The 15,528-nt window shown below is 37.1% G+C and carries 12 protein-coding genes and 1 pseudogene; all 13 read right to left on the bottom strand.

Annotated features, from left to right (window positions below; genetic code table 11):
• Positions 1 to 1,400: 1,400 nt before the first annotated feature.
• A complete protein-coding gene (locus tag ACKPBX_RS11535; protein WP_319995462.1) occupies positions 1,401 to 2,216 on the bottom strand; it encodes a S1 family peptidase in 816 nt (271 codons plus the stop codon).
• A 308-nt stretch (positions 2,217 to 2,524) separates the two neighbouring features.
• Entirely contained in the window at positions 2,525 to 2,833 is a 309-nt protein-coding gene (locus tag ACKPBX_RS11530) for a hypothetical protein (protein WP_319995461.1), read from the bottom strand.
• 294 nt (positions 2,834 to 3,127) lie between these two features.
• The gene (locus ACKPBX_RS11525) at positions 3,128 to 3,469 is read right to left on the bottom strand and encodes a hypothetical protein (protein WP_319995460.1); all 342 of its coding nucleotides are present in this window, start codon (positions 3,467 to 3,469) and stop codon (positions 3,128 to 3,130) included.
• A 207-nt stretch (positions 3,470 to 3,676) separates the two neighbouring features.
• Complete coding sequence (locus ACKPBX_RS11520; RefSeq protein ID WP_319995459.1) at positions 3,677 to 3,967, bottom strand: hypothetical protein; 291 nt, start codon at positions 3,965 to 3,967, stop codon at positions 3,677 to 3,679.
• Between the two features lie 899 nt (positions 3,968 to 4,866).
• Positions 4,867 to 5,793 carry a UTP--glucose-1-phosphate uridylyltransferase GalU gene (gene galU, locus ACKPBX_RS11515; RefSeq protein ID WP_319995458.1) on the bottom strand — a complete coding sequence of 309 codons (927 nt, stop codon included), beginning with the start codon at positions 5,791 to 5,793 and terminating at the stop codon, positions 4,867 to 4,869.
• A 190-nt stretch (positions 5,794 to 5,983) separates the two neighbouring features.
• Positions 5,984 to 7,009 carry a PfkB family carbohydrate kinase gene (locus ACKPBX_RS11510; RefSeq protein WP_319995457.1) on the bottom strand — a complete coding sequence of 342 codons (1,026 nt, stop codon included), beginning with the start codon at positions 7,007 to 7,009 and terminating at the stop codon, positions 5,984 to 5,986.
• A complete protein-coding gene (locus ACKPBX_RS11505) occupies positions 7,006 to 8,595 on the bottom strand; it encodes an aldolase catalytic domain-containing protein (protein WP_319995456.1) in 1,590 nt (529 codons plus the stop codon). Before ACKPBX_RS11505 ends, ACKPBX_RS11510 begins: the two co-directional genes overlap by 4 nt.
• Before the next feature lie 32 nt (positions 8,596 to 8,627).
• Positions 8,628 to 9,365, bottom strand: coding sequence for a 3-deoxy-manno-octulosonate cytidylyltransferase (gene kdsB, locus ACKPBX_RS11500; protein WP_319995455.1), 738 nt, complete (start codon positions 9,363 to 9,365; stop codon positions 8,628 to 8,630).
• A gap of 726 nt (positions 9,366 to 10,091) precedes the next feature.
• A pseudogene (locus ACKPBX_RS13835) lies at positions 10,092 to 10,501 on the bottom strand (IS1634 family transposase); the annotation flags it as partial.
• A 10-nt stretch (positions 10,502 to 10,511) separates the two neighbouring features.
• The gene (locus tag ACKPBX_RS11495; RefSeq protein ID WP_319995454.1) at positions 10,512 to 11,297 is read right to left on the bottom strand and encodes a 6-hydroxymethylpterin diphosphokinase MptE-like protein; all 786 of its coding nucleotides are present in this window, start codon (positions 11,295 to 11,297) and stop codon (positions 10,512 to 10,514) included.
• Positions 11,298 to 11,368: 71 nt separating this feature from the next.
• On the bottom strand, positions 11,369 to 12,898 hold the full coding sequence (locus tag ACKPBX_RS11490) for a lipopolysaccharide biosynthesis protein (protein WP_319995453.1): 1,530 nt from the start codon (positions 12,896 to 12,898) through the stop codon (positions 11,369 to 11,371).
• 25 nt (positions 12,899 to 12,923) lie between these two features.
• Complete coding sequence (locus ACKPBX_RS11485; RefSeq protein ID WP_319995452.1) at positions 12,924 to 13,958, bottom strand: polysaccharide pyruvyl transferase family protein; 1,035 nt, start codon at positions 13,956 to 13,958, stop codon at positions 12,924 to 12,926.
• Positions 13,959 to 14,073: 115 nt separating this feature from the next.
• A complete protein-coding gene (wecB, locus tag ACKPBX_RS11480; protein WP_319995451.1) occupies positions 14,074 to 15,219 on the bottom strand; it encodes a non-hydrolyzing UDP-N-acetylglucosamine 2-epimerase in 1,146 nt (381 codons plus the stop codon).
• Between the last annotated feature and the right edge of the window lie 309 nt (positions 15,220 to 15,528).

Genomic DNA, 15,528 nt, shown 5'->3' with positions numbered 1-15,528 from the left:
ATTTGTTTTGGTAATATTCCGACATAGAGAACTTGACTGTTGTGTCCTAATAGCTCAGCTCCGACGAGCAGCTCTTTCGCAGGAGCAGGAAATCCGAAAATATACCTACCTCCTATCAGCGTGGCCTCACCGTACTTCAGGCGTGCGGAAATTGACTAGCTCCGGCCAAAACATTCTCATCGGAGGTGGAGTAATCGAGGTGGGTTCTTTTCACCCAGATATGAGGCTCTGTTCATCTGCAACATGCTCCGCCAAGCCAATTACCACCAATGACAGAATACTTACCAGTCAATGACACGAGAATTACCACAGAGTGCCACGGATGTTACCACTTGATACGATCGGTGGAAATGGTGGCTTAGATACAACAACTGGTAACCTCTTCGCTGAGAGTGGTAAAAAGCTTTGCATTTGGTGGTACATTTCTCTGCACAAGTGGCTCTATCTATTTGCAATATTCAACTTTGGCGAAAATATTCAATCTTAATCATTGGAAACTGTTCAATTCAGTTTAGCTCTAGCATTTTTCAATGAACGGTAACCAGGGTCGCACTTGGTGGCTCTCCTTCATGCACTCGCCGGCCCCATCATTCGCACAGGTGGCTCTATCCATTTGCAATATTCATCTCTTGCCATAGTGGCTCCATTGCTCGCACTCCAGTACAGATAAAAAGCTAAGTCTCCACGTTTGTAGGCAGGGGACTTAGCTTTTTATCTTATGCTTATATATTGTCATCGGTGTTGCCGCCCTCCTCCGGTGAACCATATTTCCGCCGGAAGAGGACATCCCAAATGACGGTTACCTCCGACCACCGCCGTTTCGCAGGAGTACAGCCGCCCGCAACTTATCCTCCTCCGGCTAGCATTCTCTCATCGGAGTTGAGTTAGCCAACGCAAGGCTGTCTTCCGATGAGGGCTCGCTCCATCGGAGCTGTGATTTCCTCCGGTGAACCATATTTCCGCCGGAAGAGAACATCCCAAATGACGGTTACCTCCGACCACCGCCGCTTCGCAGGAGTACAGCCACCCTCCACGCATCCTCCTCCGGCCAGCATTCTCTCTCCGGAGTTGAGCTAGCCGACGCATAGCTGTCTTCCGATGAGGGCTCGCTCCATCGGAGCTGTGATTTCCTCCGGTGAACCATACTTCTGCCGGAGGAGAAGATCCCAAATGACGATTACCTCCGACCACCGCCGCTTCGCAGGAGTACAGCCACACTCCACGCATCCTCCTCCGGCCAGCATTCGCTCCCCGGAGTTGAGCTAACCGACGCATGGCTGTCTTCCGATGAGAGCTCGCTCCGTCGGAGCTGGCTGGCTCCCGCGCGCCATAGCTCAAAAAAAAGAAGACCGACCGCCATCGACAGGCGATCACCCTTCTCTTTTACATAAACCATTTGTTCAAAATAATGCTGCCAGTTCCAAAATACGGCTGGATTTGATCACCAGTCCGAGGTTACTCGGCAGGTGTGGTGAAACAGTCGCGGTAATATCACTCTTCTTCGGTAGGCCTTCCGGTGCTGCATGCGGACCTGCAGAGAGCGTGCCCAAGAACAGGATGCGGTCTTCATTCGGATAGTAATTTCCGTCGCGATCGATATAACCATTCTCATCGATGATGAAAACCGGTGAACCGCTCGTGCCTGGCATGGTGGGAGCATCTATCAGGAATTCTTGCTTGCCATTATAATCCATTATTGGGTGCGTAGCTGTCACACCACTTCTTAAAACGGGTCTATTGTTGACCGCGTCCCATAACCCATCAGGATAACCTGCAGTGGTAATTGTCTCCATTGTATCCAATTCATCGAGTTGTTTCTCTGTTGGAATCAAGTCCATCGTAATCACTGGATAAAACAGCTGGATGCCCTTGGCTTCTGCTTTCAGGACAAGCTTATCTATCGGCAACGCGCACAAATCGACACCGGGATCCGGATGCATCACCCACTTTTTTTCGAATTGGCTTAACGATACTTTATGGTGATTTCTATCATCAGGCGCACCATCTTCAGTTTCTTGCGTAAAAACAAGCCTACCTTTTTCGGCACCTTTGATCACACTCTTATTGGTGATGAGCGCCGTGATGGAGATATTTGTATCTCCATCCTTTTCGAACTCAACTACATATCCTGTCCCCGCCGTAACATGATTATTTTTCCCCGTGCATTCGATTCTGACCGTTCCATAAGACAGTATTTCTCTTAAGGTTAATTCCACATTTTTGCTCCTTTTATCATGCATTATTTTTTGAAATAATCGAGTATGTGCGCTGTTTGAATGGGAAGACTGTCGCACATCACGGCGAAAGCTCCGGGCTCAAAGACACATATTCCGAATCGATAGGATCCTTAACCAAGGAAATCTTACTGGGGAACAAGTATGATGTACCACAGCGCCCCGGACTGGCCGCGCTCGTTCGGAATTCGGCTATCCGGCGGACAGCTCTTCGATGGGTCACAACAGCAAGGGGCACAGACCGAGACAACCGGGCTGTGCCCCTTTACTTATGCGAATTTATGATTGCCTTACGCTTCGATTGCTGATGCGGCTGCAGCAGGTTCGACAGGATTTGCGCGAACGTTCAATTTATGGTCGACTTCTCTGAGCAGCAGATCCAGAAATTCTTGATGGTAAGCCTCTTTCTTGCGTATAGGAACGTTTTTCATGAAGGCGGTCAGGTTCTCTAAAGCATGGCTGAAATTACTTGCGTCTTCATCCGTATTGAATATATACTCGCGGCGTATGTTCTCTTCTGTCTCCAGGTAGTTGACGAAAAATCTTTTGTCATATTTCCGGACACCACAGTAAGGTGCAACTAGTTTAAAATTTGGCATGCTATAGGTTTCCTCCGATAATTTATATTATTCAATCCCTGTTAAATGGCTTTCATTTATATTCGAATTAGTTATCTGGTACTCATCCCTCTATTGTTGATTGCCCGGTGGAAAATGACATAGCACCGTTCTTTTTCGGCTGGGGCCGGTGAAATCCAACATTGGCTACCGGTGAAAAACATCATTTATGAACCGGTGTTGACACGGCTCTTTTCCTCGCATTCAGTGGCTCATTTCTCCGCACAGGAAGAGGCAGAGACCGGACCACCAGCCGTGTCTCTTCCTTCTGTTACTTTATGATAGCCTTTGTTCGATCGCTGATAACAGCGCTGCTGGGATTGCTGCTGCGGCTGCAGCAGACCCACCTGGGTTTGTGCGGATGGACAGTTTATGGTCAACTTCTTTAAGCAGCAAATCCAAGAAGGCTTGATGATAGACTTCTTTTTTGCGTACGGGAATGTCTTTCATGAAGACGGTCAGGTTCTCGAGGGCCTTGTTGAAATTATTTGCATCCTCATCCGTATTGAATACATACTCACGGCGTAGGTTCTCATCCGTATTCAGGTAATATACGAAAAAATTCTTGTCATATCTGCTGACACCGCAGTATGTTGCTACCATCTTAAAATTTGACATGTGATAGTATTCCTCCAATAATCCCGATTTTATTAAAGCGTTTTCATTTAAATTCAAACAAATAGTTGCTGTCGATTATTCACCCTTGCTGTTGTTCAGGAGTGAGCATTTCGCTTCAACCATTCCCATCGCATCAATGACTGCGCACAGTCAATTGTATTCGGCAAAACAGTGTTTAATCATCTGCCCCCAAGTAATTTGTAGTTATCAGCTTGCTTCTTGCTCGTCCTCAGGAGTCGCCTCGTGCACGATCAATTCGTACTCTTTATCCTTGATAATTTGTTCCAGAAATTCCAGATGATACAGCTCCTCTTTCCCTTTCGGTACGTTGATCATAAACGCGTCCAAATTTTTAGCTGCATTGCAGAATTCCTGCGCATCTTGCGCATTGGCAAAAATATACTCCCTCGCCAAGTCTTCCGACTCCAGATAAAAAACCTTTACTGTATCACCTTCCATGTGCAAACCACAATAAGGTGAAATGACATTAAACTTCATTCTGTATCCCCCAACTCAAATTTTTAGGCTAAGTCAAAAAGTACGCGCTTTCATTTATCGATAAAAACCAAACGTTAGTTTATAAGCATAAAATATCCCTAAGAAAAAGATCCAATATTTTTGCTTAATGATGACTAACGCCTCTATTTTTAACTTTAAAATCAAGTTTATTCTTCTGGCGACCTAACCCTTAATTAGAATACCACAGGCTTATTCAAAAGAAAAGCCCTTTTTAAAATATTTTAAACAAATGTTTCGACGACGTAATCAAATAGTTTTTCATCGCTAATTCAATCGTTTTTTAAGTACATACAAGAAACACTATGCAGCCGACGTACGGAATCCCAATGGTGCTTCAACCCCTAATACACTGCAATTCGTCGGATGTGTGTCAGTGCTCTTAAACCAATCTTCTCCGATTCTGTGCTCGGTAACTAAATGGCTCATACGATCGCAACCACCTGCTCTGCCTCTCACATTCAACGGTTCACCTTTCCGAACACAGGCGGATATCAGATCTATCCATTTTCAATATTCATGATATGCCGAAAGAGGTTTACCTCCTGTCAAATCACTTCGCCAATTTTCGGCCACCCACAAAAAATCCAGCTACGATGAGATCATTCTTATCGGGGCTAGATCATCCACGTGCTGATTTTCTCCTTTAAGAGGAGCGCTCGTCGGAGCTGACGGTCCCTGGCACACCCTCGGGTGTGCCTAGCTGTTGAACATAATAAGGCAAAGACCGGGATTAAAATCCGGACTTTGCCTCGAAATCTTGCTGGAATATATGATTGCAGTACCCCCCCCTGAAAATCTGGACTTCCTACAAATACTTGCCGACCAGCCTAAAAATGGCACACACTCAAAAAAAGATGTTTTTCTTTTTTCGGGCACTTCTACATTACTGAAACGGTTGTCCCAGCCACTATAATATCATTTTCGCTCTCCCCAGACAGTTCTTTCCCAAGCGCGATGATGAAGTTCTTCAGTTTGTCTTTGACTTCCGGATGGGTCAGGCCGTAGTTAATACTGGTGGTCATGAAGCCGAACTTGTCACCAACATCGTAACGAGTTCCTTCGAATCGTTTTGCGAAGACGCGTTGGGTTTGGTTCAGGGTATCGATGGCATCGGTCAGTTGGATCTCGCCACCTGCTCCAGGAGTTTGGTTCTCAAGAATTTCGAAGATTTCCGGCGTCAACAGGTAACGGCCGATGATGGCCAAGTTGCTAGGCGCTTCTTCGGCTTTCGGTTTTTCCACGAAACGGCTGACATTGTACAGTCCTGGTTCCAATTCGGAGTCGATATCGATGATACCGTACTTGGATGTCTCTTCCTGAGGCACCGCCATAACTGCGATATTCGATGCATGCGTCCTCTCATAGGCATTGATCAGTTGCTTAGCCAATGGCACTTCATCCTGCATCAAATCGTCGCCTAGCATGACTACGAATGGCTCATCGCCTACGAAGGCTTTCGCCTGCAGGACGGCATGGCCTAATCCCAACGGATAGGCTTGGCGCACGAAGTGAATACGAACTCCTGTCGTCTCTTGTACCAATGCCAACAGCTCATACTTACTTTTTTCACGCAAGTTCATCTCCAGCTCAACATTGGAATCGAAATGGTCCTCGATGGCGCGCTTGCTTTTACCTGTGACGATCAGGATCTCTTCGATGCCCGATGCGATGGCTTCTTCGACGATGAATTGAATCGTCGGCTTATCAACGATCGGTAACATCTCCTTCGCCATCGCCTTCGTAGCCGGTAAAAAACGCGTGCCGAAACCTGCTGCTGGGATGACTGCTTTTCTAACATTCTTCATAATAGCTATTAGCTCCTTAAGGTTAGTACGTTTTTTATTGTAAGCGCCAAATAGCGGTTACCTATAATAACCACATTTATATGTCATCGTATTTTTAGAAAAAGTTAAGTCTGTTACAGTGATAACATAAAAGGCACAGGCTAAATTTTCTAGTCTGTGCCACATACCAATATAGAATCAGGTGGAAATATCACCTTGATACTCTACCTGTTCTATTGCCATTAACAAGATTCCTTACTTCTTCTACCGTAACTCTATTAAAATCACCTTCAATAGAGTGTTTTAAACAACTCGAAGCTGCTGCAAAATCAATTATTTCTTGCAAAGGCATATCATTAATGAACCCATAAATTAATCCTGCCCCAAAGCTATCTCCAGCACCAACCCTATCAACAATATGGACATTATAGCTGTTGGAAAAATTACTAGTTTGGTCTGCTGAACCAAAAAGCATCCCTGCCCAGTTATTATCATTTGCCGTTATACTTGTTCTTAACGTAATCGCTACATACTTGAAATTAAATCTATCATGAAGTTCTTTCGCAACTTCTAAATATGATGAATTATTTATTTCCCCCATATTCACATCAGAGTCTGCTGCCTTAATACCAAAAACATTTTCAGCATCCTCTTCATTTGCAATACAGACATCTACATACTCCATTAATTTTTCCATACTCTTTTTAGCGTCACTAGGCGACCATAAATTACTCCGATAATTCAAATCACAACTAATAGTTATTCCTAATTCTTTTGCATTTTTACATGCTTCTAAACAAATATCATTGATATTTACACCTAACGCTGGACTGATACCAGTAAAGTGGAACCATTCAGCATCTTTAAATATCTCTTTCCAATCAAAGTCTGACAGTACCGAATTAGCAAAAGATGAATAAGCTCTATCATAAATCACTTTTGATGGACGCTGACTAGCTCCTTTCTCTAGATAAAAAAGTCCCAATCGATCTCCTCCACGAACTATTTCAGATGTTTGCACTCCAAAATATCTCAAAGAGTTAATGGCTCCTTGACCGATTGGACCATTTGGAACCCTAGAAACGAACTTTGACTCTACTCCAAATTCTGCTAACGATACAGCGACATTAGCCTCACCTCCACAAAAAGTTGCATCAAAACTGGAGTTTTGAAGTAATCTTGTGTATCCTGGAGAAGCTAATCTCAAAAGTATCTCTCCAAATGTTACAACTGTCATTTTCCCACCTCTTCTAGCTCATACTTTGATTTCGTTATAAACTGTACAGGTATTTGTTTAGAAAATTCCTTAATCACTTTATGAATACCGCCATTCAATAAATCTACGGTTTCATTTGATTTTATAAAAGCTAGATCTTCCACCGAATAATTTGATAAGGAGTCATAGGAATAGCCATCAAATCCTGCTAATGAAACTTTGTTAGCTTTCAGCAGTATCATTAATTTAATGAACATAAGTCCTGAATTATCAGAAACTGCTTCTTCATCATTTATCAAATCTATGTATCTTACTATTTTGACATTGTTTGTAGGAACATGGATATTTGATGTAACAATAATTTTTGCCTGAGTCTTTCCATAGACTTCCTTGAATCTGCGTAAATTTCCGACAAAAATATAATCTGGAGTGATATGATCAGGAATAAAATTAATAGCAATTGTAACGGTATTATTCTTCTCCGTTTCGTGTTTGATTTCTGCTGTGTTTTTGTTAATACTGCTTCCTGATGCGATTATTACAATATTTTTATCCCTAAAAGCTTTTTCTAGTTCTATTATGGATTCAATCGTATTTTCTTGTATTGATTGATAAGTCTTATAAAGTGAATCCATATAATCTTTGTCAAATCCATTCTTCTTTTCTAGGCTAATATTTTCTAATATATTACTAATGTCTTCAATCGTTAAGGTATTTTTTTCGGCTAGATAAGACGCATAGTTAGGATGACAATTATGCGTTGCAGATATATAATGAGGTAATGAGTAACCCCAATAATTTGTTAAATATATATTATTTAATACCTCGTCAATAATCTGTAATATAGGCTTTTGTTTGTATTGAGAATCATTATTCTCATTGAGGTATTCAATAAACAATTCGGTATTCAAATTACCGGCACCACGCCCCATACCAAAAACGCTAGAATCAATTATCAAATCTCTTTTTATTTTCAAATCTACTAAACTCTGTGCATTCGAATATGCAAGTTGTAGATTGTTATGAGAATGATATCCAACTTTAATATCAGAGCTTAAGTTATGATCAATTAAATAAAATAGCCTCAGCAAGTCTTTTCTTTTCATAACACCAAAACTATCAACAAGATAGACTGCATAAGGATTTAATAAGTTTATTCCTCTAATTAATTCCAAAAATTCGTCATCAGAATATGAAACTGATACCATCGGTTGAACAAAGACTTTGTAACCTTTTTTCGATATTTCATCACAATATTTCAAGGCTTTTTGCATATCTTTCTTATGAAAAGTCACTCTGATACCATCAACTGAAGAATTATCACATATAGGAAGGTTTTCTAAGGTATATTCGTTGTAATTAATCATACCTACGAACATACTTTTTTTCCTGTTTGCAGGAATAAACTGAGAAATTCTATCTACTGAATCGTACTGAGAACTCCCATCAACATAATCTGTTTTTGCCGTAATATAACCGCATTCAATAATATCTACTTCTGCATCTACAAGATTCTTTAAAATATAAGATATATTCTTATTACCAAACTGCCATTGATTAATATAACCGCCATCTCTTAATGTACAATCTAAAACGCTAATTACCATAATATATCTCCTTTTTAATTTTTTTCAAATATTCACAAAATTACATTGTTTTCTCTCACAAAGTTCCTTACTTTTTCTAAATCGTTAGGAGTATCAACCGCTATACTATTTGTATTGACCTCAACATATTTTACGTCAATACCATTTTCAATAAACCTCAATATTTCGATGTCTTCAATTTCTTCTAGCTTTCCTCTTGCAGTATTGCAATAAAATTCTAATGCTTCAGGTTTGAATCCATAAACACAAACTTGCTTATAGTATTTAAATTCAATTCGTCCTTTTGGGTAAGGAGCAGTACTCCTGGTTAAATAAATACCCTCATTTTGATTATTCGTTAGTACTTTGGGTACTGTAAAATTCACCACATCAACTGGATCATTTATTTCACTCATTAAATTTGAAACTAATAAAGCATCATCGTTTATAAAAGGTTCGATAGCTTTCTCAACAGTTTCTGGTTCAATCAAAGGTTCATCACCTTGTATATTAATATATAAATCTGCCGGAATTCTTCTTGCTACTTCTCCTATTCTATCTGTTCCAGTTTGATGACTTTCGGATGTCATGATTACATTTATATTTAGTGAGTTACATACTTCTAAAATTCTTTCATCATCTGTAGCAACATAAACTTCATCGATTTTTTTTACTTTCTTGACTTGATTATATACCCACCATATCATCGGTTTCCCCATAATATCTGATAACGGTTTTCCAGGAAAACGTGATGATCTATATCTGGCTGGTATTATTCCTATAATTTTCATATTATTCCTCCATTAATTCATTCTACATATCACTACTTCAAACTAATTTGACAATTAATCTCTCGAATTTCGCAGTGTGAAAAATTGAGTGAGCCTTTATGTGTATTCCTTTTTCAGTAATTAAATAGACATCTTGACAGTTAAATGTATAAGAAAAACATCCTGTCACTTGGTGTATTTTTATTAATACCCAAAAATACCAAATCCATTAAAATCTGTATTTGAAGAACTAAAAATCCTTAGACATGTCGGAATCACAAAAAGAGTTGGCTTTTCATGTGGTATATATTCCAACTGATTTTATACTTTATTTTTGAAGGCAAGAATTCTTTTAGATTACCTGGTAAGATTCTAAAGTAATTATCCCTGGATTTCCCGCCAATACCTAACTATGCTGGCGGGGTGATACTCGGTGCTTCATAAATTTGCTTTGTGAGAACCTCTCCGACCCTTATGTGGTCGTAACCCGGATGCTCAATACATGCTATGATATCAAGTTTATCCAAGAGAGACTGAATCGTATAGTTTTGAAAAATCCCGGCTTGATGCATCCTACATTCCCGGAAAAGTCGTAATTAGGTCGAGTAAAACCTTGATATCACTGTGTTTCCAACTAGCTACACATGAATTGCATAACTAGGCGGATTGGACCTCGAAATACTGTTAAATCGTTGATTTGACGGATTTTTCATTTGTTCCTAGTTATGTATTTCCGGGAATCCAGGTATCAAGCAGTGAATTGAAATAATCCTCGTGCTCCATTCCAGTAATTTTTTACCACTAAAATAAAGATGAAGATACATGTACCGTTTTCCTTTGATTACATCGCCTTTATACGGGTGTTCTTGTGAATAAGTATATTCTATCACCGCAGTAAGGCTGTAGAGTTGATAGGTTGCATTATAATTGGCGCGTGTGCGTATGCTTCCCTTAACTTTGTTCAGCTCCTGTTGCACATACTTAAGCGATACTTTTGTGGTCATTAGAAATTTCAATTGATTCTGGTGTAAGGGGTTGATGTTTTCCTCATGGAAAAACCCTCTGTCCATCACAACTTTCCCTTTGCCAAAACCAAGACAATCTCTATCGGCAAGTAAGTTTTTGGCTATTTTGACATTACTGATGTTGTTGGCAAGCTTAAGAAGCCTACTTCAAAACATCATTTAAATCAATTCGTTGGAAAATTTCAAGTTCTCCTCCTCTTGTTGCATTCATAATTTTAATATTATTCTTTTTCGCAAAATTATTAGCATTAATAAATCCCTGTGTAATTAAGTCTACATCAACGATATTCCCAGGAATTACATTATAATTACTGAAGTGATCTTTGGTATCTCTTTTTTCTAACTTTCCATCCTTTATCTGATTCGAGAAAGTATGATCAAATCCAATAAGATAAATCTCTGAGAACCCCATATATACAGCAAATTGGAGCATTCCATATGATACGCTCCCGCTACTATATACTATTTTACTAACGTCTTTACTAAAATTCTTTGATATTTTGTTAGAAAATGTTTTTTTGTCTATATAATAATGTAATTGATTTTTTTTTGTTTTGAATTTACTCTTTACTTGTGTTTTAGTGTCAACATAGTATCCTATGAATTTATTCTTACAAGGTACTTTTTGAATATCTTCACTAAATTCCTGCACATACTTTGGGTCGTGTACAAAATAGTAATATGGTCTCCATTTTGTTTCGCTCAACGTATTATAAATCATATTGCAGGAGAAAGTTATTTGGTTTTGTAATTTATCAAGATCTTCTACCTTTAAACTAGGGCCATTACCTATGATGAAACATTTTTCTCCCAAATGTCTATTTTTAAATTCCTTAATCTTGTGTTTGTTCTCAAAATCAAAAAAAAATTCAGCTTTAACCAAATGGTATTTTACAAAATTGTATATCTTAATTAAATGTTTTTTCATTTTACCTTCCTAACTGAACGTGTAATGTTCGAATTATCTGTATTTATATTATGCAATATTTTCCAAAATCATCATTTAGTTATATTCATCATTCTTAAAAATATAGACTTAAAGTATATATATTCTTTTGTATTCTTAAAAACTATTATTATAATCAGGGGAGTGATGCTTACACAAAGTAATAATTTCACCAAAAATATTCCAATCCCTGTACTAGGTAAAAATGAAAATATTAACATCATAAGCATTAAAAGTAAGAAAAGAACACCGGCATACAAACTAGTTTTTAGATAATATTTTTTAACTGAAGTATTAAATCCGTATCTATATATAATGTATGGATCAAACCAAACATTGGTTAAACCCCTAGTCACTGTAGTTCCAAGTAGTACTCCTATTAATCCATATCTTTGCGCCAATACGATTGAGACCACAATATTGATTAGCGCTGAAATTATAGGTCTGTACTTCCCATATACAAATAGACCTTTTGTTCTTCTAAACATCCAAATTGGATTCATCATTCCTAATATATAAAAATTTACAGCAATTACTATTGTTGTTGAGAAATTCAATATAAATGATGAATTGAGCCATATTTCAATAAAAGGGTTAACCAAAAAAACAATACTTATAAATGAAAATCCATACATTACAAAATGTAAAAAAGTAATATATTCTAAGAGTTCTTCTTGTTTTTTTTCATTTTCTGACACGACATAATTACCCACACTTGCAAGTACTGAGTCCGATAAGAGCATCAAAAGAGTGGTTATTGTTCCAATAATTAATGTATAGTTTGACAACGTCCCAACAGCTGCAACACCAACAAAGGTTGAGATAATTATATTATCGCTACCATCTAAAGCAACACTTCCCACTCTGTAAATCATTAAAGCTTTGACATTTGTCCATATGCTACTTTTTTCTTTTCTTTCTAATTGATAATTATTTTTAGATTTTAAAAATGGATACAGTTTGTTTGCTTCTAAAGATATGAGAATATTTTCAAATAATGTTACAGAAATTTGAACTAGAAGAAAAATAATATAGTTACCAGTGATAATGAGTATAATAATTTGAACTAACGTCTTAATTATACTAGATACTAAGTGTATTTTAGCAATTATATACTGCTTTTGATCTGCCTGAATTATTGATTTTTTATGCGAAAAAAAATATGATGCTACTGAATTAAACAAAAATAATAAGTAAATTAATTTTAAGTTACTAATCCCCGGAGTATCCTTAATTATATAATCTAAAAAAGGCATAATTGTCAAACCTACAACCCCAACAACAAGGCCAATAATACGATAAACTTTAGCATAAAAATTCATGAGCACTTCTAAAGCATGTTCATTTTTTTCGGCTAAAGGCTTATACATGCTGTACATCATAGCTGTTCCAAAACCGAGTTCAGACAATGATAATATTGTTAGTACGTTAGTAAACAGCCCATTAACTCCAAGGTATTCAATGGACAAATATTTAATAAAAACAGTTCTTGTTACAAAACTAAGAACTATGGTTAATCCCTGCGTCATAAAACCAAATATAGTGTTTTTGATTGAATTATAAGTTCTACTATTTGAATTCATTGCTTCTCATCATACTTTCTTCCCATTATATTAAGATATCAAACCTTTGGGATACACTTATTGTATTTAACTTTGATAAATCTTTAGCCATCATAAAATCAGCTTTTTTTAGAAGTTCTTCTATGTTAATTTCTTTCATCAGTTCTATATAGTTAGAATCCTTCAACCAACCATTATAAACTCCAGATATTTTCCTATTTGAATTATCTATTGCGATGCACGGAGTCTTTGTTATTGCACAAAAGATCATGCCATGAAGTCTATCAGTTATTACTAATCTTGATTTTTTGAATACATCCCAAATTTTGTTTAACTCATCAATCCGTTCTTGTACTGACATCCTATTTTTATCAATATGTGTATCTTGATAAAAAATATCGAAATTCTCACCTAATTTTTCTATAAACTTAAGCTCGGTAACCTTATCTAAAAATTTTTCGCCATCACTTCGAAGGCACAAAGTTATACCCTCTCTTTTATACTGAGGTAATGATTCATCAAGTGATAGTACAATATCTGGTGTAAAAACTACTTTGTTCTTTTTAAATAATTCTTCATATTTCTTGAAGGATTTCTCTTCCCTGGCAGACAAGGTCAGATTCCTATGCTTACTATATACTTTGATTGCTTTCTGTAAAGCCTTTTCCCCATAATCTGTATCTGAAAAATCAATAGTTTGTGGGAAAGCTATTATCTTATTTTTAGGAAACTGCTGAATTAAAAACTGTCTGCAATATTCAATATCATCATACATATCGCCTGTATTTCCTCCTCCAACAAGTGTAATAATGTCTTCAGTAGTACAAATTTTCTTAAGCGACTTTATTTCTGTAAATGTTTCACTAATTGGAAAATCAATTATTTCATATGTTGGAAACCTATCTTTTAAAAATTTTGTCTGGGCATACGTAATCGCAACATCTCCTAAATTTCCATAGTCAGCAGCTAAAGCAACTATTATTTTTTTCTTGTTTCGATATTTTTCAAAATTATCACTTTTAGAATTGCTTAATAAATACTTACCACAAAGTTTTAATCTAATTTTTTGCTCTCTACTCATCAGTTTAATATTTATCAACTCCACATTACCTATAATTTATTTTCTTAAATTAATTAGATGATACACCGTTTTACAACTTTTCACGTCCCTAAAGGGCGTAGGACAAAAAAGAAAGCTATTCATTTAAATCCAATGGCCTGATATCACTTATCCCAAATTCAAAGGCAATAGCTTCGAGAATTCGTTTAGCTGCTTTTCCATCTCCGTACGGATTCTTTTTTTCTACCATTTTCCCATGTAATTCTGGATTTTCTAACAATTCAGTCATTGCTGAAATAACATCCTGTGTTTTTGTTCCAACAAGTTTTAATGTTCCTGCTTTCACGCCCTCAGGGCGTTCGGTTGTGTCTCTCAAAACTAAAACCGGAACACCTAATGATGGCGCTTCCTCTTGTACCCCACCGGAATCACTCATAATCATATAGCTTCTAGCAGCAATGTTATGAAAATCAATTACATCTAATGGATCAATTAAATGAATCCGCTTATGATTTCCTAATTCTTTGAGTGCTATTTTCTGAACTAAAGGATTTAAATGAACTGGATAAATCACTTCGACATCATTGTGTTTATCAACAACCGAACGAATCGCTCTAAAAACTCTCTCCATAGGTTCACCTTGATTTTCACGTCTGTGCATAGTGAGTAGTATTAATTTATTATTTTCCGATATTTTATCTAAAACATGGTTTTTATAATCCTCTTTTACAGTTTCTTTTAATGCATCTATTGCTGTATTTCCAGTTATATAAATATGCTCCTTCGGATGATTCTCTTCCAGTAAATTATTAGCACTTTGATTCGTAGGTGCGAAATAGATATCCGATAACACATCTGTCACTTGGCGGTTAATTTCTTCTGGATATGGTGAATATTTATTCCATGTACGTAACCCAGCTTCTACATGACCAATTTTTATGTTATTATAAAAAGCAGAAATTCCTGCCGCGAAAGTTGTTGTTGTATCTCCATGAACTAAAATAATATCTGGTTTTGCCTCTTTTATTATTTCTTCAAGACCAATCAAAACATTTGCTGTTATTTGAGAAAGAGTTTGGTTACTTTTCATCACATTTAAGTCATAATCAGGTTGTATATTAAAAATTTCAAGTACTTGATCAAGCATTTGTCTATGCTGTGCAGTCACAGTAACTATCGATTCAAATCTATTTGATTGTTTACAAATTTCTAATACAAGTGGAGCCATCTTTATTGCTTCAGGTCTAGTACCAAAAATCGTCATTATTTTTATTTTTTTCATAATTGCCATCCTATATTATGTATTCGCACTTTCAAAGTTTACCTTTGACATACGTTAAATTTTTTCCTGCTTTTATAGGGATAATGACAAAAAAATTGTCAAACCCGTTTTTTTGTTAATAGTGATAGGAACGGTATTTCATTTGAGGTGAAAATTTTTACTCCGAATACACTTAATTACGGAGCCAGTTTAGCTGTTGTACTGAAACTTTTTCTGGAACACATTCTCTTCAAATTGTCGGGTCAGATCTATATTCATTCGCGCGGATCATTGACATTATTCATTTTTCTTCTTTGATGCCCCAAAGAA

Origin of the sequence: Trichococcus shcherbakoviae (assembly GCF_963666195.1) — a bacterium.
Classification (GTDB): domain Bacteria; phylum Bacillota; class Bacilli; order Lactobacillales; family Aerococcaceae; genus Trichococcus; species Trichococcus shcherbakoviae.
The sequence above is the reverse complement of the archived record's forward strand: the minus strand, read 5'-3'. Positions and strand labels throughout refer to the sequence as shown.

Bases quoted from the DNA above. Each gene is read 5' to 3' on its own strand.
- ACKPBX_RS11530 (WP_319995461.1), bottom strand. From the start codon at position 2,833: ATGCCAAATTTTAAACTAGTTGCACCTTACTGTGGTGTCCGGAAATAT.
- ACKPBX_RS11525 (WP_319995460.1), bottom strand. From the start codon at position 3,469: ATGTCAAATTTTAAGATGGTAGCAACATACTGCGGTGTCAGCAGATAT.
- ACKPBX_RS11520 (WP_319995459.1), bottom strand. From the start codon at position 3,967: ATGAAGTTTAATGTCATTTCACCTTATTGTGGTTTGCACATGGAAGGT.
- galU (WP_319995458.1), bottom strand. From the start codon at position 5,793: ATGAAGAATGTTAGAAAAGCAGTCATCCCAGCAGCAGGTTTCGGCACG.
- ACKPBX_RS11510 (WP_319995457.1), bottom strand. From the start codon at position 7,009: ATGACAGTTGTAACATTTGGAGAGATACTTTTGAGATTAGCTTCTCCA.
- ACKPBX_RS11505 (WP_319995456.1), bottom strand. From the start codon at position 8,595: ATGGTAATTAGCGTTTTAGATTGTACATTAAGAGATGGCGGTTATATT.
- kdsB (WP_319995455.1), bottom strand. From the start codon at position 9,365: ATGAAAATTATAGGAATAATACCAGCCAGATATAGATCATCACGTTTT.
- ACKPBX_RS11495 (WP_319995454.1), bottom strand. From the start codon at position 11,297: ATGAAAAAACATTTAATTAAGATATACAATTTTGTAAAATACCATTTG.
- ACKPBX_RS11490 (WP_319995453.1), bottom strand. From the start codon at position 12,898: ATGAATTCAAATAGTAGAACTTATAATTCAATCAAAAACACTATATTT.
- ACKPBX_RS11485 (WP_319995452.1), bottom strand. From the start codon at position 13,958: ATGAGTAGAGAGCAAAAAATTAGATTAAAACTTTGTGGTAAGTATTTA.
- wecB (WP_319995451.1), bottom strand. From the start codon at position 15,219: ATGAAAAAAATAAAAATAATGACGATTTTTGGTACTAGACCTGAAGCA.